This is a genomic window from Cupriavidus sp. MPR-AND1C (assembly GCF_058809705.1).
The window spans coordinates 211,726-234,777 of the sequence record NZ_JBXASU010000001.1 but is presented as its reverse complement, the minus strand read 5'-3'; the positions used below and the strand labels follow the sequence as shown (position 1 = coordinate 234,777).

At 59.8% G+C, this 23,052-nt stretch carries 24 protein-coding genes; 14 read left to right on the top strand and 10 right to left on the bottom strand.

What is annotated here, in order from left to right:
* Positions 1-91 precede the first annotated feature (91 nt).
* From AC1RWI_RS01115 to AC1RWI_RS01105, 3 genes are all read left to right on the top strand, one after another.
* A complete protein-coding gene (locus AC1RWI_RS01115) occupies positions 92-955 on the top strand; it encodes an alpha/beta fold hydrolase (protein ID WP_492864064.1) in 864 nt (287 codons plus the stop codon).
* Between the two features lie 115 nt (positions 956-1,070).
* Positions 1,071-2,054, top strand: a complete 984-nt coding sequence (locus tag AC1RWI_RS01110; protein ID WP_492863984.1) for a quinone oxidoreductase family protein — start codon at positions 1,071-1,073, stop codon at positions 2,052-2,054.
* Between the two features lie 56 nt (positions 2,055-2,110).
* Positions 2,111-3,112, top strand: coding sequence for an NADP-dependent oxidoreductase (locus AC1RWI_RS01105; protein ID WP_492863982.1), 1,002 nt, complete (start codon positions 2,111-2,113; stop codon positions 3,110-3,112).
* Between the two features lie 293 nt (positions 3,113-3,405).
* Here AC1RWI_RS01105 and AC1RWI_RS01100 read toward each other — a convergent pair whose 3' ends face one another.
* Positions 3,406-3,786: a tautomerase family protein gene (locus AC1RWI_RS01100; RefSeq protein WP_492863980.1), complete on the bottom strand. Its 381-nt coding sequence runs from the start codon at positions 3,784-3,786 to the stop codon at positions 3,406-3,408.
* Between the two features lie 83 nt (positions 3,787-3,869).
* Between AC1RWI_RS01100 and AC1RWI_RS01095 the strand changes: the two genes are divergently transcribed.
* The gene (locus AC1RWI_RS01095; protein ID WP_492863978.1) at positions 3,870-4,727 is read left to right on the top strand and encodes a LysR family transcriptional regulator; all 858 of its coding nucleotides are present in this window, start codon (positions 3,870-3,872) and stop codon (positions 4,725-4,727) included.
* A 192-nt stretch (positions 4,728-4,919) separates the two neighbouring features.
* Here the strand turns inward: AC1RWI_RS01095 and yfcF are convergent, their stop codons facing one another.
* Positions 4,920-5,552, bottom strand: coding sequence for a glutathione transferase (gene yfcF / locus AC1RWI_RS01090; protein ID WP_492864062.1), 633 nt, complete (start codon positions 5,550-5,552; stop codon positions 4,920-4,922).
* Between the two features lie 337 nt (positions 5,553-5,889).
* On the bottom strand, positions 5,890-6,399 hold the full coding sequence (locus AC1RWI_RS01085) for a lipocalin-like domain-containing protein (protein WP_492863976.1): 510 nt from the start codon (positions 6,397-6,399) through the stop codon (positions 5,890-5,892).
* A gap of 319 nt (positions 6,400-6,718) precedes the next feature.
* Between AC1RWI_RS01085 and AC1RWI_RS01080 the strand changes: the two genes are divergently transcribed.
* From AC1RWI_RS01080 to AC1RWI_RS01060, 5 genes are all read left to right on the top strand, one after another.
* Positions 6,719-6,889: a hypothetical protein gene (locus tag AC1RWI_RS01080; protein ID WP_492863974.1), complete on the top strand. Its 171-nt coding sequence runs from the start codon at positions 6,719-6,721 to the stop codon at positions 6,887-6,889.
* 403 nt (positions 6,890-7,292) lie between these two features.
* Positions 7,293-7,997, top strand: a complete 705-nt coding sequence (locus AC1RWI_RS01075; protein ID WP_043356490.1) for a glycoside hydrolase family 25 protein — start codon at positions 7,293-7,295, stop codon at positions 7,995-7,997.
* 33 nt (positions 7,998-8,030) lie between these two features.
* The gene (locus AC1RWI_RS01070) at positions 8,031-9,584 is read left to right on the top strand and encodes a hypothetical protein (RefSeq protein ID WP_492863971.1); all 1,554 of its coding nucleotides are present in this window, start codon (positions 8,031-8,033) and stop codon (positions 9,582-9,584) included.
* 220 nt (positions 9,585-9,804) lie between these two features.
* Positions 9,805-10,788 (top strand): MBL fold metallo-hydrolase, encoded by a 984-nt coding sequence (locus AC1RWI_RS01065; RefSeq protein ID WP_492863969.1) that lies wholly within the window; start codon positions 9,805-9,807, stop codon positions 10,786-10,788.
* Positions 10,789-10,995: 207 nt separating this feature from the next.
* Positions 10,996-12,354 (top strand): serine hydrolase domain-containing protein, encoded by a 1,359-nt coding sequence (locus AC1RWI_RS01060; protein WP_492863967.1) that lies wholly within the window; start codon positions 10,996-10,998, stop codon positions 12,352-12,354.
* 156 nt (positions 12,355-12,510) lie between these two features.
* On the opposite strand, the gene AC1RWI_RS01055 is transcribed toward AC1RWI_RS01060, so the two are convergent.
* Genes AC1RWI_RS01055 through AC1RWI_RS01025 form a run of 7 tightly spaced genes read right to left on the bottom strand, consistent with a single transcriptional unit; the run spans position 12,511 to position 18,178 of the window.
* On the bottom strand, positions 12,511-13,338 hold the full coding sequence (locus AC1RWI_RS01055) for an SDR family oxidoreductase (protein ID WP_492863965.1): 828 nt from the start codon (positions 13,336-13,338) through the stop codon (positions 12,511-12,513).
* Positions 13,339-13,361: 23 nt separating this feature from the next.
* Positions 13,362-13,946, bottom strand: coding sequence for an NAD(P)H-binding protein (locus AC1RWI_RS01050; protein WP_492863963.1), 585 nt, complete (start codon positions 13,944-13,946; stop codon positions 13,362-13,364).
* Between the two features lie 21 nt (positions 13,947-13,967).
* Positions 13,968-14,708 (bottom strand): SDR family oxidoreductase, encoded by a 741-nt coding sequence (locus AC1RWI_RS01045; RefSeq protein ID WP_492863961.1) that lies wholly within the window; start codon positions 14,706-14,708, stop codon positions 13,968-13,970.
* A 41-nt stretch (positions 14,709-14,749) separates the two neighbouring features.
* Positions 14,750-15,733, bottom strand: a complete 984-nt coding sequence (locus AC1RWI_RS01040; RefSeq protein WP_492863959.1) for an aldo/keto reductase — start codon at positions 15,731-15,733, stop codon at positions 14,750-14,752.
* Positions 15,734-15,767: 34 nt separating this feature from the next.
* Entirely contained in the window at positions 15,768-16,751 is a 984-nt protein-coding gene (locus tag AC1RWI_RS01035) for an aldo/keto reductase (protein WP_492863957.1), read from the bottom strand.
* A gap of 9 nt (positions 16,752-16,760) precedes the next feature.
* Positions 16,761-17,753: an aldo/keto reductase gene (locus tag AC1RWI_RS01030; RefSeq protein WP_492863955.1), complete on the bottom strand. Its 993-nt coding sequence runs from the start codon at positions 17,751-17,753 to the stop codon at positions 16,761-16,763.
* A complete protein-coding gene (locus AC1RWI_RS01025; protein ID WP_492863953.1) occupies positions 17,750-18,178 on the bottom strand; it encodes a (R)-mandelonitrile lyase in 429 nt (142 codons plus the stop codon). The genes AC1RWI_RS01030 and AC1RWI_RS01025 overlap by 4 nt, the downstream gene beginning before the upstream one ends.
* 99 nt (positions 18,179-18,277) lie before the next feature.
* Here AC1RWI_RS01025 and AC1RWI_RS01020 point away from each other — a divergent pair, with 99 nt between their 5' ends.
* From AC1RWI_RS01020 to AC1RWI_RS01000, 5 genes are all read left to right on the top strand, one after another.
* Positions 18,278-19,171, top strand: coding sequence for a LysR family transcriptional regulator (locus tag AC1RWI_RS01020; RefSeq protein ID WP_492863951.1), 894 nt, complete (start codon positions 18,278-18,280; stop codon positions 19,169-19,171).
* A 1,084-nt stretch (positions 19,172-20,255) separates the two neighbouring features.
* Positions 20,256-20,696 carry a hypothetical protein gene (locus tag AC1RWI_RS01015; protein ID WP_492863949.1) on the top strand — a complete coding sequence of 147 codons (441 nt, stop codon included), beginning with the start codon at positions 20,256-20,258 and terminating at the stop codon, positions 20,694-20,696.
* 160 nt (positions 20,697-20,856) lie between these two features.
* Positions 20,857-21,846, top strand: coding sequence for a patatin-like phospholipase family protein (locus AC1RWI_RS01010; protein ID WP_492863947.1), 990 nt, complete (start codon positions 20,857-20,859; stop codon positions 21,844-21,846).
* Between the two features lie 54 nt (positions 21,847-21,900).
* Complete coding sequence (locus tag AC1RWI_RS01005; RefSeq protein WP_492863945.1) at positions 21,901-22,182, top strand: SUMF1/EgtB/PvdO family nonheme iron enzyme; 282 nt, start codon at positions 21,901-21,903, stop codon at positions 22,180-22,182.
* Positions 22,183-22,512: 330 nt separating this feature from the next.
* The gene (locus tag AC1RWI_RS01000) at positions 22,513-22,890 is read left to right on the top strand and encodes a RidA family protein (protein WP_492863943.1); all 378 of its coding nucleotides are present in this window, start codon (positions 22,513-22,515) and stop codon (positions 22,888-22,890) included.
* Positions 22,891-23,052: the final 162 nt, after the last annotated feature.

Here is a 23,052-nt window from a genome sequence, read left to right as displayed (position 1 = left end):
TGAAACGATCCACAACGGGATCCAGCGAAGTCACTCACGGCAGCACCCTCCTGGACGTCAACGCATGAAGGCCGAACCCAAGGAAGCGATGATGAACAGTTTCAGCCCAACTAGCCAGTCGGCCACGTCCTATGTCGACGCACAGAACAATCAGGTCAGGGCGGACGGAACCACCTTCGCTTATCGCGAGCTGGGCCCGCTCGGCGGCATCCCGCTGGTCCTGCTGAACCACTGGGGCGCCGTGCTGGACAACTTCGACCCGCGTATCGTCGATGGCCTCGCCCGGACGCATCGGGTTATTGCGATCGACTACCGGGGAATCGGTTCGTCCGGCGGCATCGCGCCCGTGACCGTGGGCGAGATGGCGCGCGACACTATCGCGCTGATCCGCGCGATGGGCTTCGATCAGGTCGATCTGCTCGGCTTTTCGCTCGGCGGCTTCGTGGCGCAGGACGTGGCGCTAAAGGCGCCGGACCTGGTGCGCAGGCTTATCCTCACAGGTACGGGGCCCGCAGGCGGCCAGGGCATCGATCGCGTGGGGGCCAAGTCCTGGCCACTGATGCTCAAGGGCCTGGTGACGATGCGCGATCCCAAGACCTATCTGTTCTTCACCCCCACCGCCAACGGCCGGCAGGCAGCAAAGGCATTCCTGAAGAGGCTCAAGGAACGCAAGGCGGGGCGCGACAAGGGGCCGACACCCCGCGCGTTGCTTCGCCAACTCAAGGCGATCAAGGCCTGGGGCCAGCAGGCGCCGCAGGACCTCACCCGCCTGCACATGCCAGTCCTGATCGCTAATGGGGACAATGACATCATGGTACCCACCGCATTGAGCCATGACATGGCCCGCTGCATTCCCAACGCGCAGCTCGTCATTTACCAGGACGCCGGGCACGGAGGCATCTTTCAGTATCACACCGATTTCGTGATCAAAGCACTGGAATTTCTGGCGCAATGAATCCTTCGCGGTCAGCGACCGGTGAAGTCCCCATGAAGCTCAGCAGAACATGAATCTTGAACAGGTCTTGTCGAAGACAGGCCTGGACATACTTCACCCAAATCTGGAGAGACAGATGAAAGCAGTCCGGTTTCACAAGACAGGCGGACCCGAAATGTTGGTCTATGAGGACGTGCTCGATCCGAAAATCGCCGACGACGAGGTTCTCATCCGCGTGGAAGCAGCTGGGGTGAACTTTGCCGACGTCATGCGTCGGCGCGGCGACGACTATCCTGAGCCGTCCCCGACGCCCTTCACGCTGGGTGCCGAAGTGGCCGGCACGGTCGTCGCCGTCGGGAAGGCCGTGACTTCGCTCCCTGTCGGCACGCCGGTGCTGGCGGCGCCAGGAGCAGGCGGCTATGCACAGTACGTCCGCGTGCCCGCCGCCATCGTGATGCCGCTGCCGCCCGGGCTCGACTCGGTACGCGCTTCGGCGCTGGTTGCCCATGGCCTCACCGCCGCTCTGGTCCTGCGCAAGGCCGCTCGACTGGCGCCGGGCGAAACGGTGCTGGTGGAGGCTGCGGCAGGTGGAGTGGGCTCGTTCGCAGTGCAACTTGCCAGGCTGTACGGCGCCGGCAAGGTCATCGCTGCCGCCAGCAGCCCTGCAAAGCGGGCTCTGGCCGAGCGCCTGGGGGCGGATTCGTCGGTGGACTACACCGCGCCCGACTGGGCCGAGCAAGTGCGCGCGCTAACCGACGGCAAGGGTGTAGACGTGATCCTGGAGACGGCCGGTGGCGACAACCTCGCCGAAGCGTTCAAGGCATTGGCTCCATTTGGACGCCTGATTTTCATCGGCCAGTCCAGCGGCAAGAGCAGCCTGATCGACCCGTGGAAGCTGACCGTCCCCAACCACACCGTCACCAGTTTTTACGTCGGCGCCTACCTGGCTTTCCCCGATCTGATCCAGGCGACGTTGACCGAACTCATCGGACTGGTTTTGTCGGGCAAAGTAACTCTGCAAACGGAGACGGTGTTGCCGCTCTCGCAGGCCGCCGAAGCACATCGCCTCCTCGAAGGGCGCAGCACGACCGGCAAGGTCGTGCTGCAGCCATGGGCGTGAGTTGGATTTCGTCCGAACTCTGCCCATAACTTACCCAACAATGAATTTGAAACATCATGAAAGCGCTCACCTTCAAACGCTATGGCAAGTCACCCGAGATCGGGTTCGCCGAAGTGCCTCGCCCCACGCTAAAGCCTGATGAACTGTTAGTCCAGGTCCACGCGGCGGGATTGAACCCGATCGATAACATGATTCCGGCGGGAACGTTCAAGCCCGTGCTCAAGTTCGAATTGCCGGCCACGCTGGGCAGCGATATTGCTGGTGTGGTGACTGAGGTCGGCAGCCGCGTGACGCGTTTCAAGCCGGGCGATGCAGTCTTTGCCAGCCTCTTCGATCTTGGTAGAGGCTCAATCGCCGAATTCGCGGCGGTGCCGGAGAGCGCCGCCGCGTCAAAGCCGAGCAATCTCGACTTTGTGCAAGCCGCGGCCGTTCCGATGGTCGGGCTCACCTCCTGGCAGGCGTTGAAGGAGCGCGCCAACCTTCGCGCTGGCCAGAAGGTGTTCATCCCTGCCGGGTCAGGCGGCATTGGCACGTTTGCGATCCAGCTGGCGAAGTACTTCGGCGCCAGGGTGGGAACGACTACCAGTACGGGCAACGTCCAACTGGCAACCAGTCTGGGCGCAGACGAGGTTGTCGACTATAAGAAGCAGGAATTTGAGGAAGTGCTGAGCGACTACGACGTTGTGCTTGGCACCATCAGGGGCGATGCGATTGAGAAATCCATCGGCATCCTCAAACCGGGGAGCAAGATTGTGTCTCTCATCGGGCCGCTGGACGCGGCGTTCGCCCGTTCGCGCAGGCTGAACGTTATTCTGAGGGGGGTATTCGGGCTGATGAGCCGCAAGATCATGCGGCTTGCGAAAAAGCGGGATGTAACCTATTCATTTCTTTTCGTGCGCCCCGATGGAGCCCAACTCGCCGAAATTGGCGAACTGCTTAAGTCAGAGCGCATCCGTCCGGTGATTGACCAGGTGTTTCCGTTTGAGCAAGCAAAGGAAGCGCTTCAATACCTGGCGCGGGGACGCGCCAAGGGCAAGGTCGTCGTGAGGATCAAGTGAGCTGCCAAACGGTCGACTATCGTGCAGGATTTTGCCTTAGCGTTTGAAGAGAGGGGACGATTGGCTCAAGGCTCGCAGAGAAGCGGATGGCGGCTTAGGAGGGCCGAGCCGACGCCCGAGTGTCTGAACAAAAACGAGAGCGAATGACGCTTGTTGCCCGGGATCGGTCGAATACCCGCCGCCAAAGCGTGGTCGTCTCTGACCGACCCACGAGGGTCACTCGCGCCTCCGAATAGGGGCCGCTCATTCGACGCCGGTGGCCACTGGAATGTCAACCTCCCGAGTCCAGATGCTCAAGCATATTGCGCGAGGCCGTTGCCGAGGGACCAGTTCTCTTTCTCAACCTCCACAAGGCTCACGAACACATCCTCTGGTCGGATACCGGGGCTTTCGCCGAGCAGTTCCGCAGTCCGCCCAAACAGCATCTTCTTCTGTTCTACAGTGCGGGTGTTATTCGCAGTGATCTGGATAAACACGAGCTCATCGCTACGAGCGACGCCAAGGTAAGACGCCCCATAGCGGAAGTCCGCGCCTTCATGCTGAGTAATAGTCATGAACTGATCGTCCTCGGGAACGTTGAATGTTTCACGCATCGCGCGGTAGACGCTGTCGAAGATTGCCTGTCTATGGGCTTGGGTCTTTCCGGTGCGCAGTGAGATGTGAACGAGTGGCATTGTGGGTTCTCCCCTTGTTGTGTCGCTTCATACTAATCATTCTGTTACGCTATGCATGTTTATTTCAATGATAACCATCTGAAATGACTGCTCACTCTCTCGACTTGGACTGCGTGAAAGCTTTCATCCGCATCGCAGAGCTTGGAAGCTTTACGCGGGCTGCCGAAGCAATGCAGACGACGCAGGCCGCAATCAGCCTGAAGTTGAAGCGGCTTGAAGATAGGCTTGATTCTCGACTCATCGAGCGGACGCCCCGGTACGTTGAGCTCTCGGCGAGGGGGGCAACGTTCCTCGAGCATGCGCGCGAACTTCTGGCGGCCCATGACCGCGCTCTGGCCGCTTTTTCCAGCTCCCGGCAGCGTATTACCGTTGGCATCAGTGATCATGTCGCGGGACCAGAACTGCCCGCATTGATTGCACGCATGAACGCGCAAGACCCCGAGTTGTTAGTTGAAATCCGGATCGGATCGTCCGGTGATCTTCTTCAAAGCTTCGACCGGCGGGAACTCGACACGGTAATCGTTCGCCTGAATGTAGGTCGGAGCGACGGAGAACTTATTGCCGAAGAAAGACTTGGCTGGTTCGCGGCGCCTGGCTGGCAGCATCGAGCAGACGAACCTCTGCCGCTTGCCACACTTGCGGAGCCATGTGGTGTGCGTGCGCTGGCCGGAAGCCTTCTCGACGCAGCGCAAGTCCCCTGGAGAGAGGTCTTTGTCGGAGGCGGCGTGGCAGCCGTCGCAGCGGCTGTAATGGCGGGATTAGGAGTCGCCGCACTGGCTCCGAGGATGCTGCCATTTGGTGCCATTGATATAGGATCGAAACTCGGCCTTCCGGAGTTGCCGCGTCTGCCCGTCCTGCTTCATACAAGGAGCAAGGATGGCCGAACGCATGACGCGCTTGCTGCGCTTGCAGCAGCCTTCCGGAGCGCAGTACGCGCGTAGCCGACGCCATTCCCGCCTGCCGAGATCGTCATTCCGTGCCAAATTGCCGACAAGGTGGGCGGACAAGCCGGCCGACCGAACTTGGCCGACTGCGGCCCGACGTGGGCGCCAGCACCCGCCCAACCGTGTGTCCTAAGTCAAAACGCCAGCATGCACAGGAGCAAAGAAGCACCTGCGGCAAGTTCGCGGGTTTCACAGCGGGGGGCGATTCAGGGCGACCCAACGCTGAACTGACGGCCTTTGCCACTGACGCGCAGCGTAGTCAGCCAACCTTCCCGGCACCGCATCACCATTGAGGACGAGCCGGTTCAGCATTAGAGCAAGGTCAACGTCTGCGATGCACCACTCGCCAAAGAGGTCCGGTGAGTGGTCGGTAAGCAGCACCTCGCAAGCGGAAAACAGTTTTCCTGCAGCCGCACGTGCCGCAGCAGATAGGGGCTCCGCGTGTGCGCCGTAAAATACCACCTCAGTGGAGCGCTCCTGCCGGATGGGCATGAGATCGCTTCGCAGCCACGCTTGGACTTGACGTGCCCGAGCGCGGCTGATCGCATCTTTTGGGTATAACGAGGTACCCGGAAAAACCTCGTCGAGATATTCAGTTATCGCTGACGACTCGGACAAAGCGAAACTGCCGTGAATCAGCGTAGGTACACGCTGCGTGAGTGAGCTCTGCGCATACCCGGGTTCGCGGTTCGCGTTGTTGGCCAGGTCGATGGTTACAAGCTCAAACGACAATCCCTTTTCGTGAAGGGCCACGAAGGCCGACATCGCATATGGACTTGCGAATTGAGCGTCGGCGTAGAGACGCAGATTCGTTGAAGGCAACGTGGGCTCCTGTTTGCTTACGCAACGAAAACGATTGTCAACGATCCAGGCGTCGATGTCGACCGACCGCACTTGGCGGTAGGCGACGGCTCGGGTCGCATCGACCCGTTGAATCCACGACCCCTTGCCGTCATTGAGCTCCACGAAGGCCGGACGTTGGAAGTAACAGTTAGCCGGGCGCCGGGTCGAACGCCGGGTTAGCGTCAACTTAGTACCTATGTTCCCGACCGGCCACTTGGCTTGCAGGTACCGATGCAACTCGCGAAGCGGGTCCGCTCAAATGGAGTCGGTTATCCCGAGGAGGCGGCGGCAAGTACTCGGCTTGTGCGCGCCAAAGTCAATTGGCCCGCTTTAGCACAACCTCTCCCGTGCCGCCTCCGGACGCTGCAGGAGTGGTCCACCTGAGCTCATCTCCCGAGAGGACAAACGGCCTGCGCTGCTCGACCCCATTCCAGTTCGGGAACGTGCTCGTATCTATGCGAAAGGTGATCGTTTTGTCTGCGTTTATGACGTACGTGCCAAAGTGCGCGATCGAACCTTGCACTACGGCGCGATATTCCTCCGCACTGCCCTTCATTCGATCGTTGGATACATACTTTGGCAAGTCGCCGCGCGAATTCACCAGCGCGTAGTGACCATGACCGTCAAAGATCACAAGACCGTGTGGATTGGGCCCGTACATTGGTGTGCGGCTGCCATCCGGGCGAACAGTGTCGACCGAGACATACGTCCATGCGCCGGCCAATTGCTGGTCCAATGCCTGTTGGCCGAACGCAACGCCCGATTGCAGCGTGAGTCCCAGAAGCACCCATCGCGGAACGATGGTGAGGATGTGGATATGATTCATGGACCTCCTCCTATTACGAGCTAGCAAAGCCGCCTGTACGCAAATATAGAATGTAAACAAGGCAGAAAGGGCCAATCGCTCCTGCTCGAATGCCCGGCACGCGTTCTCCTCGCGCGCGCAAGCGTGCCCGTGTGACAACCGCAGCCACTCAATAAGTACCGGTCAATGGCAGCTATTGGGCGTGGATTCAACCGGTCGATGCAACACTAGACGCCGCGTGAGCAGTGGAGGTGTTGCAAATGAAACAGAGGCGCAGGATCTACTACACCGAGACTCAAAAGGCACTAATGTGGGAGCGGTGGCGCAAAGGTGACACGCTGTGCGCGGCGGCAACGTCTTTCTGAACGCCGGCGTCAATGCTCTCCAGAATGGCAGTGGCCTGTTGTTTGCCAGCCCGAACATCATCACTGCACCGGTGACGCAGATCGACCTCTCTACCCACACCATGCTCAGCATGGTCGGCGGCATCGCGGGTGCGGCGCAAGTCTGACGGTCACCATCGCCGTAGCGAGGCCTGGCCGTGCGCCCGACCCGCCGGAAATACCGCCAGCCATGCCGCATTTTGTGGCGTGCGCCGTTGGCGGGGTATCTCCGACACTAGCGGACCCTTCAAAGGTAGCCCGTGTCAACGCCCGTTTTTACCCATCCCTTAACTCAGGATTCAATTTTTTGCAGCACGAGATCATCCACTTGGCTGAGATGCTCCGCCCGAGCGTTGCCTATTCTTCAGATTAGTCCGCAAGGTTTCCGGCACGGCCCGGAAACCGATGGCGGCGGTCGCCGATGTGTGTTCTGGTCCGACGGAGACCTCGCAGCACTTTCACGGTCCAGCCGCGCGCCGTCCGCCGATTGCTGCGCCGTGACCCAATGGCCTTTGGAAATGGGAGGGTGCGATGCCAGACGTCCTAGCCGGAACCATCGATGTCATCATCGACATCAACCATGACAACCACTTCGATGCCGTCAAGGCAAAGAACGCTGGGGTCAGGGCAGTTATCCACAAGGCCAGCGAGGGGGCGACCTTCCAGGATCCTACATACAGAAAGCGGCGGGATGAGGCACTGTCTGCGGGACTGCTGTGGGGCGCATACCACTTCTCCAGCTCCCGGGACGCTATCGCGCAGGCGGACAATTTCCTGGCCGCCACGCTGTGGGGCGACCCGGCGGTAGATAATTCCATGACGCTCTTCTGCCTCGATTTCGAACCCAGTTCAAGCGGACCGGATATGACGCTAGATCAGGCCCACGAGTTCGTCGCCAGGGTGAAGGAAAAGACCGGACGCTGGCCCATGGTCTATGGCGGCAACATGCTCCGCGACGCCGTGCAGGCACATGGTGCGGACCCCATCCTCAAGAATTGCCCGCTCTGGTATGCCCGGTACCGAAGCCAGCCTGTTGGCATCCCGACGGACACCTGGCCGCACTTTATCCTCTGGCAATACACCGACGGCAAGTCAGGGCCGTTACCCCATGCGTTTGTGGGGATGGATCCCAGCGATCGGGATTGCTATGCTGGAACCGAAGCGCAACTGAAGGCGGCATGGCCGTTTGCTGACTATTTCAAGACAGCGCCAAGGTCGACCGACCAGAATGCCTAGGTGCCAGGAGCCTCCACACCTAGCCCAGGACAGATGAAAACCGACGCCGCCAGTGCGGCACAACCCTTCGCGATGCATATCCTGCAATGGCTTTCCATAGCCTTGCTGCTAGGGGGGCTTTGTGCATGCGCGCCGAACAGCGCGTATCGCACCCATCGTGTTGACCTCAACAAGGATGCAAGCTGTCAGCGTGCAAGCGCCGATATGCACGACGACCCGCGGCAAGGGTGCGGCAGCGTGACACCGGAAAGTGTGCGAGGGCTCTATGAATTGCATTTCGTCGAGTTCGACGACCAGGGCTGGCTGTTTCCGAATACGCCCGCTTCCGCAGACGCACTGGCGACCAACCCCTCGGATCAGATCGATAGCCTGATGGATCGGCTGACGTCCCTCCTTGCCAAAGGCGAGGACCTGAGCATCGTTGTTTTTGTTCACGGTTGGAAGCACAACGCACTGGCCGACGACGCTAATGTGCGGGAATTCCGTGCTTTGCTCGAAGCCGCAGGCGCCGAGGAACGTGACCGGGCCGGACCGGGTGGCACACCGAGAAAGGTCGTGGGCGTTTATGTGGCCTGGCGAGGGAAGTCGTGGACGGTGCCCGATCCGCTGCTGAGTCTTACTTTCTGGGCGCGCAAGGAGGCCGCGCGGCGCGTCTCGATCGGATCGTCGCGCGAGCTGTTTGCACGACTGCGATCCCTCCGAACTCACTACAACGAAGCGCAGTCGGCCGGCGCGCTCCAGACGGGCGCAGCTTCCGAGAAAGCGGGCGCGCGTCCGCGCATCCGCACGCTGATGATAGGTCATAGCTTTGGTGGTCTGATCCTTTATGCCGCCATGTCCGGATCGCTGATCGAGTCGCTGGCCGCGCAGCGAGATCTGGCCGGAACGGGCAAGGGAACGGAACTGGCGGAAAGACCGGCGGACATGATCTTGCTGATCAATCCGGCCTTCGAGGCATCGCGCTACGAGGCGCTCTATCGCGTGTCGCTCAGGTATCGGCCGACACGGTTCCAGCCGCCGCTGCTGGTGTCCGTCACGTCGATCAAGGACTGGGCAACTGGAATCGCATTTCCGATTGGCCGGTCGGTCAATACGCTCTTCGAGCGCGAGACCACCGGTGAACAGGGTACGGCCATGAAGAAGACCCCGGGCCACATCGATCATTATCTGACGCACCGGCTCTACGCTCACGCACCCGGCGAGGCGCCGGGCAGGGACAACGCCAAGCCTGGCGACGGCGCCCGTTGTGCAGGATGGAGGTCAGAGGCGGAGCTCAAAGATTTGCACGGCGAGGAACTGGGCGAGGCAGTGCGTCAGAACAAGAAACTCGAGGCAGAAGACGCTGCTGAGTTCTTTCGCCAGAATCTCACCCCAGGCTATCTGCTAAAGCCAAACTGGGCACGTACCTTCTGCGGCGGCAGCTTTCTGACGACGGTGGGTGGCACTGATGGGGTCGCAGCGGCGAACGCAGTGATCTGGAACGTAGAGGTGGACGGCGATGTCATCAAGAACCACGACGACGTAATGAATCCTGTGTTTCTCGCGTTCATGCGGCAGCTATATGGGGATGTCTCCACGCATCCCTGATCGCCGCTGGACCGCCGCCGAACATCAAGGTGCAACGGTCATCTAGCCAGCCTTGCCAACCGGCGCGTGATCGGCGCGTGATCGGCCAACCGAGACATGCGATCCTGTGCGGCGAAGCCCAGCCGCGCCCGTCAGCCTCAACGATCCACGCCGCTAGATGTTGCGTTCTTTTCGTCGGTCGATTTTGACGCTGACGAATGGCCTTTGGGAGAGATGAAAAATGCGAATCTATCGGTTGTTGCTCGCTAGCATCGTTGCCTTGGGTGCTCTCCCTCCAGGGCAGGCGAACGGTGAGGTAACGGAAACGCGAACCGGCACGCACCTCATCACGCTCGGTACGCGCGGCGGGCCAATTCCCGCCAAAGACCGGGCGCAATCATCGAATCTGCTGATCGTCGACGGGACGTATTATCTTGTAGACGCTGGCGATGGCGTGCTGCGCCGGTTGACGCAGGCAGGGGTCAATTTCCGCCAGATTGGAAAGGTATTCATCACGCACGGCCACGATGACCACACTGCGGGGTTGGGCACACTCATGTCAGTGGCGTGGGATTTTCAGCGCCACGATCCAATCGCCGTCTACGGTCCGCCCGGGACCGCGACGCTGGTAAAAGGCGCCATTCAATATTTTACGGTGAATGCGGAAATCCGCTGGGCCGAAGGCAGGCGCACACCGCTTGCCGATGTCTTCGTCGGCCATGATGTTGTGCCAGGGCTGATTTACCAGGATAAGAACATCCAGGTAACTGCTGTCGAGAACACGCACTTCCATATCCCGGAGGGCAGCCCATACTATGGCAAGTACAAATCCTATTCCTATCGCTTCCAGACACCCGACCGCGTAGTTGTCTTCACTGGCGACACGGGTCCCAGCGACGCGGTGACTGAGCTAGCAAGGAATGCCGATATCCTCGTGTCGGAGGTTGGCTCCAGCGAAGACGTGAAGCAGGTGTTGGTCAAGAACGGTACTTGGCAAGGAATGACAGCGGAACAACAAACCGCATTCATGCGGCATGAAGTTGAGGAGCATCTGACGCCGGATGAGGTCGGGAGAATGGCGGCACGCGCTCATGTCAGGACGGTGGTATTAAGTCACCTATTGCCGACGGTCAACGAGCATGACGATTACCTGCGCTATGTGACCGAGGTTAAGAAATTCTTCTCCGGACAAGTGGTCGTTGCCAAGGACCTGATGGAGTTTTGACCCTCATCCGGCCAACACTAGGCTTCGATACACCGGCTGAACGATTCCACCAAACCGTTGCATCGACCGGTTGAATCCGCAGGCCTGAGCGGATGCCTGTGCAGCGGGGGGGATTCCTACCAGTTATGACTTGATGCCCCTCAGCGTCTTGTGAGGTTGGATCCTGGCTTTCATACTCCTGAGCACACTTTGCACAGGGGAGAAAGAATGGACACCGCACCTCGCCACCGCGCTCGTTGGCTGCCCAAATACTGGGCAGCGGCCACGATGGCGCTCCTCACCATGACGGGCGGAGTCGCGGCACAGTCGCTGGGGCGCGACCAAGCTAACGATCCGAAGGGGGATGGCGTCATGCAAGGCTTCCCACCGCCTCAAGCCATGCGCGTGAACAAGACCAACGCATTTGAGCGTCCGTATATGCGCTGGGCCTTCCGTCATGCCCGGGAGACCTCGCCGACGGCGGGAATTCGGCACGCTCCGACTCCAATGAATCTCCCAGAACAGCCTGTGGGGAATCTCGACGACGTGCAATTTAGCGTGGAAGGTCGGCCAGTCAAATTGGCCGACTACCTTCGGGACACCCACACCGACGGCTTCATCGTGCTGCACAAAGGCCGGATCGTTCTTGAGCGCTACCTGGATGGCTTCGGACCTGCGCAGCCGCACATCTGGGCTTCAATGACCAAATCGGTCACGGGCCTGATAGCGGCCATGCTGATCGTCGAAGGCAGACTCGACCCCGAAGCAAGGCTGGCCACCTACGTGCCCGAGTTGACCGGCAATCCGTTCGGCGATGCCACGCTAGAGAAAAACCTCGACATGGAAGTGGCTGTCGCTTACGCGCCGGCGCTTCCACCCGACCTTGGGTTGTTCGGTGCGGTTGGAATTATCCCGCGCCGCGCCGGCACGCCAGACAACATCTACGATTTTCTCAAGACAGTCTCGGCCGACACGAGGGCTGTCACGGCGGACTACTGGTTCTATCAGAACGGATCACCGGAAGCGGTCGCCTGGGCAATGCGCCGGATCTCTGGCAAATCCTGGGCGGAACTGGCTCAGGAACGGATCTGGTCAAAGCTGGCCCAGGACGACGCTTACATCCAGGTCGATTCGCTCGGAACAGAGATGGCAAGCGGCGGTCTGAGCACGACGCTGCGCGATGCGGCCCGTTTTGCTGATGCAGTCCGGCGCGCTCATGCCGGCGACGCCAGCGCAGGCATATCTGTTCAAGCTGTCCGTGTTGCACTGCGGCCGCGCGAGAACCAGGCGGGGTTCGCCACGGGCCGGCTCGCGGCTGGCAAGCCTGGCTACGCCTACGGTGACTACTGGTACCAGGTCAACGATGGCGACGGCTCGGTCGAGGCCGGCGGCCGTTTCGGGCAGAAGATCTACATCAATCCGAGAAAGGAATTGACTGTGGTGAAATTTTCTTCGAGCCCTGATGCGGCACCTCGCAACCCTACCGCGGATACAGGAGGGAATATAGCGGCACACAGTCGACCGCTGGAATCATCAACGGCCTTCATCGCAGCAATCCAGGCGGTCTACGCGGCTATACCGCGCTAAACCCGACCGAGCCTCGGCCATTGGGGTCATGAGGGACGAAAGGCCGAAACCGGCCGACTGCCGCCCGACGTGGGCGGCAGCACCCGACCCAAATCGGCCGTAGAGCGTAGCGAGCCGGCAATGGCCGCTTTCGAGGCATAAAACGCCAGGCAATCACTACTGCGGAGCCAAGGGGCCAAACCAATAGGAAGCGGTAACGCCGCCATCCATCAAGAAATCGCTGCCGGTAAGGAAACCGCCGTCAGGCCCCATGAGCAGCGCCGCGACATTCGCGACCTCATCGGGCGTGCCAGCTCGCTTCGCCGGGCAGCCGGCGATCATGCGGCGGTACCCTTCGCCACGCGGACCGGACAATTCGTCCTTCGCGAGCGGCGTGATGATGATGCCCGGGCTGATCGTGTTGACCCGCGCACCGCGCTTGCCCCAACGAGTGGCCTCGAACATCACACGCAGCGCATTGCCACGCTTTGAGAGCTGATAGGCGTGCAGGGAATCCTTCACCTGGTTGGGCTGAAGCAAGGGCAGCTTCAGCAAATCCTCGACAGGTGTTGACGCGAGCGCCTTGTTTTCGTCGATTGTTAGCGGCGGCAGCCGGTGTCCTGACTGCGACGCGATGACAATTCCGGAACCGCCTTCCGCGATCACCCTGCCGAACTCTTCAAGAATGACCGCCGTGCCGTAGAGATCGACTTTCAGGATCGTCTCCGGCGAGGCTTGCGACGGCGAGACGCCCGCCGCCTGGATGAGACCGTGAACCTCTCCCAGCGACGTAGCTTTTGCGACCAAGGCCTCGATGGACGCGTGCGATGAAATATCGACGGCTGTCGTCGTCACGTCGAACCCGGCTTCGCTCAGCGTCTTCGCGGCCACATCGGCATTTTCTTGCCGCAGGTCAGCGAGCAGGAGACGCTTGCCGGCGCCGACCCGGCGCGCGATGGCCTGCCCGATTGATCCAGGCCCGATTACAACGATGACTTTCTGCATGGTGTTGTGTCCTTCTATCTGATTCAGCGATCGCTGACGCCGATGCTGCTGCCAACGTAGAGCCCGGGCGTGGTCGCAATCTTGGCGATCAGCCCTGACAGGCTGTCGAGAGAGATATCGTGACCCTGAAACGGTTCGCCCTTCTGCGTGATGGTGTATCGCCCTCCAGGATCACGCGTGAACCAACCCGACCGCAGGATCGTATAGTCGAGATCGGACGCCTCGATCAGCGCGGCCGAGTCCCGGTAAGGGTCAAGAATGCTGCGATATTTTTTGCCCGGCACTTCGCTGTAAATCCCCATCGAGCTGATGAAGATCAGCCGCTTCAAACCGACCGCGTGCATCGCGTCGATGATGCTTCGCGCCTGCCGGGCCATGCCCCCCGACAGGTTCGCATAGACGACATCCTGGTCCTGCAATGCGGAGCCCAATGCGGCCGTGTCGAGAACATCCCCTTCGATGATGGTCACGCGGACCGGGTCAGGGTTTTCAAGCCGCCTGGCTGCGCGTAAAAAAAGCGTCAGCGAGACGTCCGCGCGTTCAAGCAGAACGCGCGTCGTATTCCGCGCCAGGCCGCCATTGGCTCCAAGGATCAGTATTCTCGTCATTCAGGCAATTCCCAGTCGACTTCACAGTTCCTGAGCCGTGGGGCGGAACAGGATTTCGTTCACGTCCACGTCTTCGGGCTGTTGTATCGCGAAAGCGACCATCCTTGCAAAGCTGTCTGCCGGAATGGCGAACTTCTCGTAAAAGTCTGCGATCCCCGCCGCTACGTCGGCTTCGGTGACGCTCTGGGGCAGTTCCGACTGCACCGCGCCCGGCGAAATGATCGTCGTGCGGATGTTGTGGGGCTTCACCTCCTGACGCAGTCCCTCGGAGAGCACCCGAACCGCTGTCTTCGTGGCGCAGTAAACGGCGTTGTTCTTGCCGACCTTATGGCCCGCGACCGACGACACGTTGATGATGTGACCGCTTTTCTGGCGCGTCATATGGGGGAGCGCGGCGGCGATGCCATACAGCACGCCCTTGATATTGACGTCGATCATCCTGTCCCAATCCTCGATCTTTCCGCGTTCCAGAGGCGAGTGCGGCATCAGACCGGCATTGTTGATGATGACGTCAATGCGGCCGTGGGTCTTCACCGCCCAATCGACGAGCGCCTTGACCTGTTGGGCATCAGTGACATCCGTCTCGACTGCCGCGTCTTCGGGGAGATCGAGTTCGGCGGCCAACGCCTTCAGGCGATCGACGCGACGAGCGCCGAGCACCAGCTTTGCGCCGTCTGCCGCCAGGCGGCGAACGGCTGCTTCACCAAGGCCGCTGCTTGCGCCGGTGATGACAATAACCTTGCCTGCAATGTTCTCTGACATGGTCGTCCTTTCTGCGCGAATCGCGCGATTAATGGAGAGGGCTACTTTGCGACGCGCGCTTGCAGATGCGCCGGGTAACGGTCGCCCTGGACAGCAATGGTCGAGAGCACCGAATCAATGTCGCGCAGGTTGTCGGCGGATAACTCGACGGCGGCCGCGCCGATGTTTTCTTCCAGTCGATGCAGCTTCGTCGTGCCGGGGATCGGCACGATCCAGGGCTTTTGCGCCAGAAGCCACGCAAGCGCGATTTGCGCGGGCGTCGCATTCAGTCCGGTCGCGATCTGCTTCAACACGTCAACCAGGCCCTGGTTGGCCTTGCGGTTTTCTTCCGAAAAACGCGGCACCACATTGCGGAAGTCGGACTTGTCAAAGCTGGTGCTCTCATTGATCGCGCCCGTCAGGAAGCCCTTGCCAAGCGGGCTGAACGGCACAAAGCCAATGCCCAGCTCTTCGAGCAGCGGCAGAATCTCCTTCTCGGGCTCGCGCCACCACAGCGAATATTCGCTTTGCAGCACAGCGACCGGCTGCACGGCATGAGCGCGACGGATCGACTGCACGCCTGCTTCCGACATGCCGAAATGCTTGACCTTGCCCTGCTGGATCAACTCTTTGACAGTGCCCGCGACGTCTTCCATTGGAACGCTCGCATCGACGCGGTGCTGATAGAAGAGGTCGATGCGATCGGTCCGCAGCCGCTTCAGCGCAGCGTCCGCCACTTCGCGGATGCGCTCCGGTCGGCTATCCTGGCCCTTGCTGGCGTCGCCATCCTGGAAACCGAACTTCGTCGCGATAACGACCTGGTCCCGAAATGGCTGCAGCGCCTCGCCCAACAACTCTTCGTTGGCGCCTTGCGCATAGGCTTCGGCCGTATCGAAAAATGTCACGCCGCATTCGAACGCGGTGCGGATCAGCTTGAGCGCGTGGGTCTTGTCGGCGGCGGGACCGTAGCCATAGCTGAGTCCCATGCAGCCAAGACCGAGGGCAGAGACTTCGAGGCCGCTTTTACCGAGAATTCGCTTTTGCATATTTATTTCCTTGCATGTGATGTTGAGGCACAGGTCAGGCGTGCTGTTCGTGGCCGGTTCCCCGGGCGCCTTGCACCTCGATTTTTGCCGCCGCCGTTTCAATCTCCCGCATGTCGTCCGCTGTCAGCATGACGCTCGCCGAAGCCAGGTTCTCGTCAAGCCGATGCAGCTTTCGGGTTCCGGGGATCGGCACGATCCAGGGCTTTTTGGCAAGGAGCCATGCCAGCGCGATCTGTGCGGCAGTCACCTCTTGTTTGCTCGCGATCTCGTTTAGCAGGTCGACGAACGCCTGATTGGCCTGCATCGCGTCGGGGGTGAAGCGCGGAAACCAGGACCGGACGTCGGATTTATCAAAGCCCGCCTTGGGATCGATCTTGCCGGTCAGAAAGCCCTGACCGAGAGGACTCCAGGGCACGAAGCCGATGCCCAGTTCCTCGCATGCCGGGAGCACTTCAGCTTCAACGTCGCGGGCCCATAACGAATACTCGTTTTGCACGGCGGCAACCGCGTGCACCGCATGAGCCCGGCGAATCGTTGCGGCTCCAACCTCCGAAAGCCCGAAGTGCCTGACCTTTCCTTCAGCAATCAGATCCTTCACCGTGCCAGCCACGTCCTCGGGCGGCACGTTTGGGTCGACGCGGTGCTGGTACAGAAGATCAATGCGGTCCGTGCGCAGGCGCTTCAGCGACGCCTCGCAGACCGCTCGAATATGCTCAGGCCGACTGTCGAAGCCCTTGCGCTCGCGCGCCTGCGGATCGATGTCGAAGCCGAACTTCGTCGCGATCACGACCTGGTCGCGCAGGGGCGCGAGCGCTTCACCGACCAGTTCTTCGTTGACGAACGGCCCGTACACTTCGGCGGTATCGAAGAACGTCACGCCGCGATCCACGGCCGCATGCAGCAGCCCGATCATCTCCTGCTTGTCGGGCGCAGGACCGTAATTCGCGCTCATGCCCATGCAGCCGAGGCCAAGCGCGGAGACTTCCAATCCGTCCTTACCAAGGATACGTTTGTGCATCGTTTCGTCCTAGCGGTCGATCATCGCAGCCAGGGCAGCCGACAGCGGCGCGCCCTTGATGTCGATCGTCTCGAAGGCGTTGTCGATCTCGCGCATGTCGTCCGGCGTCAGCACAAGGTCGGCGGCCGGCAAGTTGTCATCGAGGTGCTCGATCTTTGTACCGCCGGGGATCGGCACGATCCAAGGCTTCTGCGCGAGCAGCCAGGCCAGCGCAACCTGAGCCGGCATGCTGTTTTTGCGGGCGGCCAGGTCCTTCAGAAAGTCGACGACCTTGAAGTTGGCCTCCATGGCTTCAGGCGTGAAGCGCGGGAAATGCTTGCGCAGGTCGTTGGCATCGTCAAACTTCATGCCTCGCGTGATCTTGCCGGTCAGGAAACCCTGGCCGAGCGGGCCCCATGCAACGAGGCCAATGCCCAGCTCCTCGCAGAGAGAAAACTTCGTCTGCTCAGGCTCGCGCATCCAGAGTGAGTAATGGTCCTGAATGGCCGTCACCGGCTGCACCGCGTGTGCCAGGCGGATGTTTGCCGCGCTTGCCTCCGACAAGCCGAAGTGCAGGACCTTTCCTTCGGCGATGAGATCTTTGACAGCACCAGCAACGTCCTCCATCGGCACGTTCGGGTCAACGCGGTGCTGATAAAGGAGGTCGATATGATCGGTGCGCAGGCGTTTAAGGGAAGCATCGACCACCGCGCGAATATGCGAGGGCCGGCTGTCGAGTCCGGTCAATTCGCCTTTCTCATTGATCGCGAAGCCGAACTTCGTGCACACCAGTACCTGGTCCCGGACCGGCTGCAACGCCTCTCCGACCAAATCTTCGTTGATGAAGGGGCCATAGCCTTCGGCTGTGTCGAACAGCGTTACACCGCGATCTACGGCCGAGCGGATGACCTGCAGCGCTTCACTGCGCTCCGTTGCGGGCCCGAGTCCGAAGCTCAGGCCCATGCACCCGAGGCCGATAGCAGAGACTTCCAGCCCGTTCTTTCCGAGAATACGCTTCTTCATGATCCAACTCCTTGATCGCTTACTGTCACGCCGGCCAGGTACTGCTCGTCTGTGACCTTTTCCATCCAGTCGACCGGGCTGCCGTTAAGCCTTTCAGCGATAGCGATGTGCGTCATCGCCGTGATCGCAGTCGCGCCATGCCAGTGCTTTTCGCCGGGTGCGATCCAGACGATGTCGCCAGGCCCGATCTCCTGAACTGCGCCGCCCTCGCGCTGCACCAAACCGAGGCCTGCGATCACGATCAGTGTCTGACCGAGCGGATGTGTATGCCAGGCAGTCCGCGCGCCCGGTTCGAACGTCATCGACGCGCCGCCAATCGGGGCCGGCTGCTCGCCTGAGAATGGTGCATCGACTCGCACTGTTCCCGTGAAGTACTCAGCGGGCCCTTGCGCCGAAGGCTGCGAGCCCCTTCTTGTGATTTCCATGGACGCTCCTTGGATTGGTATCTCGACCTTCAATTTAGCAACGCGTCTTCCCGCGATAAAGAGCTAGAATCCGCATGATGCTAGAAGGCAGGCTTATAAATGGCGCGCTCCGACCTCTCCGATATCACCGCGTTTCTGGCCGTCGCACGTGATGGCAGCTTCACAAAAGCGGCCGCGAAGCTCGGCGTTTCGCAGTCTGCGCTCAGTCAGACTGTGCGCAATCTGGAAGACCGGCTCGGGCTGCGGCTTCTGACGAGGACTACTCGCAATATTTCGCCGACGCAAGCCGGCGAACGGCTGATCCAGTCGGTCGGCCCCCGCCTGGATGAGATCGAGGCCGAGCTGAGTGCGCTCACCGCTCTGCGTGACACGCCGGCGGGCACGGTGCGCATCTCCGCTGGAGAACACGCGGCAGAACTGCTGCTGTGGCCGGTAATTGAACGGCTTCTGCCTGGCTATCCGGACATCACGATCGAAATCGTAGTCGACAACGGACTCACGGACATCGTTGAACAACGGCTCGATGCAGGAGTGCGGCTTGGCGAGCAGGTCGCCAAGGATATGGTCGCCGTTCGCATCGGCCCCGATGTGCGCATGGCCGTGGTTGGCACGCCGGAGTATTTCGCTAGGCACTCGAAGCCGAAGACGCCGCAGGACCTGACGGCGCACAGCTGCATCAACATCCGGCTGCCAACGGCCGGTGGCATTTACGCGTGGGAGTTCAGGAAGGGAGGACGCGAACTGAACGTGCGCGTCGAAGGGCAACTCGTGTTCAATACGGCGACGATGGCCGTCAAGGCCGCACTTGCTGGCGTCGGCCTCGCCTTCGTTCCCGAACAACGGGTGCAGTCGCAACTCGCGAGCGGGGAGTTGCTGCAAGTGCTGTCCGAATGGTGTCCGTCGTTTTCCGGCTTTCACCTGTACTATCCGAGCCGCCGGCAACCGACTCCTGCGTTCGTCGTCGTTGCTCAAGCGCTGCGTCAAGGCGCGTAGGCTTCACGCATAAATATAACGCGGTCGTCCAAGAGCGCCTTGAGCGTCCGCTTTCAGAGGCCGAACTGCCTGCCGGATGTCGAATAGTTGATGCGAGCGAATGACGGTTCGTGGCCGCATGCGGCCCGACGCTGAACACAACAGAGCATTCCTCCCGGACCGGCCGCGTAGGGCAGGAGCCGACCCGTGTGCGCCATTGGAGTCTTCGCTCTCGCGACGGCCGCTCTCTGTTGTCCAACGGTCGTCCGCGCTGCGGGCGGCAGAAGCGTGTGTGCGCCAAAATACCCGGGACCCCCGTTATTTGCGAGTCGCTTCCCGAGATGGTCTCTAACATCGTTGTGGGTGTCCGGGCGAAGTACTTGCTGAAAGGTCTATTTCCCTGTCTTTCCGAACTATCAAAAAAGCGGCGATGGGTGGCAGGGGGGGGCGAAGACGCGGCGCTTGGCCCGCCATTACGGAGTCTATGGTGGGCGGGTAGTTTATTGGACCCGGTGATTGGCCTAGCCTCTTGGAAGGGCCGTGGATCTTCCACAACATCATCGCACTGGTGGCCACTATTTCTGGCAGAGGGGAACGTCATCCATATGCCACCTTGCTTCCAAAAAATGTCGAGAAATTTCAGATTGGCTATGGCGTCAATTACCAGCACCTATTTACGCAACATCGCGGGCGCCAGCTAACTTTGCACTCCGGTTCTGGAATTGAACAGCTTCATATAAAATCATCACAAGATTCGCTTCGTATAATTGGAAGTGTTTCACCTGCTTTACGTATTAGACGTCGCGATACTCTGCATTCAATATCTTCTACTTCCGGTGTGCCAGTTTTAGAATTAACCTACCTCGGACCTTGCATTATTGTGCGACATCAGCTCGCTTGGTTGCGTTTGCGTCCGGCGGTTTTCTGACTAACAGGGTGACGAAGCTCGCGTTGTCGAGCGCGTCACTGTCGGCCATCGCCCCGCAGCATCAGCGAGCCGAGGAGTTCACGATATAAGCGCTTTTGATGGGCCCTCACCGGTGTAATTCGCAAGAGCCTTTTACATGACGGCGAAGGGAAACACTTGACTTTTAAGGTGGGGATTATGACTACGAATCCGAGCGACATCAAACCGCAGGGGAATTTTTCGGACTTTGCCAACGCAGCTCCTTTTGCGGGAAACGCCGTTAACACGATTAAGCTGGCACTTTATAGTAACGGCGTCCAGTTAGGCTGGCTTGGGAAGAACGACAGCGATTGGGCAATCCTCGTCGACGATGCTGCAAAAGCAGTCACGCTGGAACAATACCCCTACAATAATGTAAATTATTACCGGATCAAAGACACCAGTAGATACCTTTCCGTCAGCAATCAAGCGTACGTCGGGTTTTATAACTGGATCGGCGCGAGAGGATGGAAACATCAGGATTCCAATTTTATTTCAGAGGAAAACAACCAAAAACTATCGCTTTACTCCAAAGATAACGGCTATTTATACGCGTGGAATGAATACACGGTGCTGGACGTCAGGTTTGAGACGCAGTAAGGCCCTGCGAGTCATTCGTGGCATGCAGGCTTTCAGTATTCTTAATAAGTCTGCTTGAATTTAGCCAACCCCCGGTATTGACGTTCTCCTCTGATGGACAGTTCGAATGTAGGGTGGAATGTCTGACTACTGATTCATCCACTAAACAATGGGAAGTGCGATGACCTTCAAGATCCTCAGTTGTGATGGCGGCGGTATTCGGGGGTTGATCACCGCCCTGCTGATTCAGGACCTCGATAAACGCAGTCGTATCATCGAGAAGGCGGACGCCTTTGCCGGCACGTCCACCGGCGGCCTCCTCGCCCTGGCGCTAGCGCGCGGCGTCGACATTTCCCATGTCGTCGACATCTACAAGACCAAGGGCTCGGAAATATTTAAGGAGAACTGGTCATGGGAGGCGCGAAAGAAAGCGCTCGAAGATGGCGTTGCCCTTGGCGGACCGGGTTATATCGAATGCCAATACGTCAACACTGGGTTCAAGCAGATCGCCAAGGATCTGCTCGGCGATAGCAAGCTGGCGGATCTGCCCCGTTTTGTGGCAATCAACTCGGCACGCTTGTGGGATCCGGCCTTACGAAGCTGGGCCCCCTGCACTTTCTCCAACGCAAAGAACAATGTATTCAGCAATGTCAGCCTGTGCGACGCCGCACTTGCCACGTCGGCTGCGCCTTCCTATTTCCCGCCTTACGAAGTTGCCGGCTTCGGCTATTTCGCCGATGGCGGCGTCTTTGCCAACAACCCCTCGGTGACCGCCATTACCGAGGCGCTGGGCAGCGGTCGCGCAGGGAGCCTGGACAATTTGCGCATGCTATCGCTTGGAACCGGTACGAGCATGGAGGGTATTGTCCAATCCGCAGTCGGCAATCCGTTGAAATGGGGCGTCACAAAATGGTTGTGGCCCGTCGAAAGCGGCGGGGTACCGGCAGCAGCCCTGCTCGGGCTAACGATGGATACAACGGCGATGGTCGCGACCCGCCAGGCCGAGCAGATACTGAATGAGAGCTATCAGCGCGGAAATTTCATACTCGATCAACCCGTCGCGCTGGACGACTGGAAGAAGGTGCCGGATCTGGAGAGAGAGACCGAGACGTATATGAAGACCCCGGAGTGGCAAAGAGTTTGCCAGTGGGCAGAGCAAAACTGGCGCTAACCGCGCATTGGAGAGCGATGTGGTAGTCGTGTCGCGAATCTCGGTCAGGCTGTAATGGATTTTACGGTATCGGCGCGCCCCGACAATCGGCCGATGCGCTATGTGAGTTGGTATGACACGCTAGCCTACTGCAAATGGCTACACGGTATACTCGCTACCTCGCCGGACCTTCGTGACAATGAGATCGCCGCCGTCGTGTGTCATGGCAATTGGCGCGTCGCCTTGCCCAGCGAACTCGAATGGGAAAACGCCGCACGAGGTGGCTTCCGTAACTCTGTCTTCTCGTTGGGATTTACACGATCCCTGGATGGCGAACTGCGAGGGCTCGATGATTGACGACGCGTTCGCCGTCGGCTGCTTTCCGGCGAATGGCTTCGGCCGTCATGGCAGGTTGGGTAATCTCGGGGAGTGGACAGGCTGGTTCAGCCCACGCCGAACCGTCGTGACCTACAGCCCTGGCTAAAAGGAATCGGAGAAGGGGCATGGTGAACACCCCGGTTCAGCAAAATTTGCTCTCGGCAATCGAAAGACCGCTTGCTGAGTGGCGCAGCCGTCCGAACGGTCGAACCACACGACATGCCAATGTCACCTCATGGCCGGCAAGAGACGGCCAACGGGCGGTACCGCGGCATATGATTGGTTGGACTCTTCACAAAGGTGCCAAACATGACGATTGATTGCTTCGCAGAGAGCAATCCGGCAACACGAACTCTACCGCGCTCGCTGGCGACGAAGGCCGGTGACTTTGTGTTTGTATCCGGTCAAGTGGCAAGGGCGGAAGACGGTACTCTTGTCGTCGGTGGGATAGAAGTACAAACACGCCAGACCTTGCACAACGTAGCCAGCGTACTTGCACTGGCAGGGTGTACGCTCGACGATGTCGTGAAGACAACGGTGTGGCTTGAAGACCCGCGCGACTTTGATGAATTCAATCGCATTTACGGCGAGTTCTTTCAGGGTGGCAAGCCGGCACGTTTGACATTACAGGGCAAGAACATGGCCGGCACCAAGATTGAAGTCGAGGCCGTCGCCTATAAGCCATGACTTCGTGTCCATGGCAATTCGCCGGATTCGTTTGATCACTGCCCTTCTTGGTGAGCATCCAGGACGACAGCCGCGACGTAACTGCCTGCGCATGTATAGGTAGCGCCAATTCCACCCCTCCGCACAAGCGAGGCATGTCGTCGCCGTCACAGAGCTCATGCG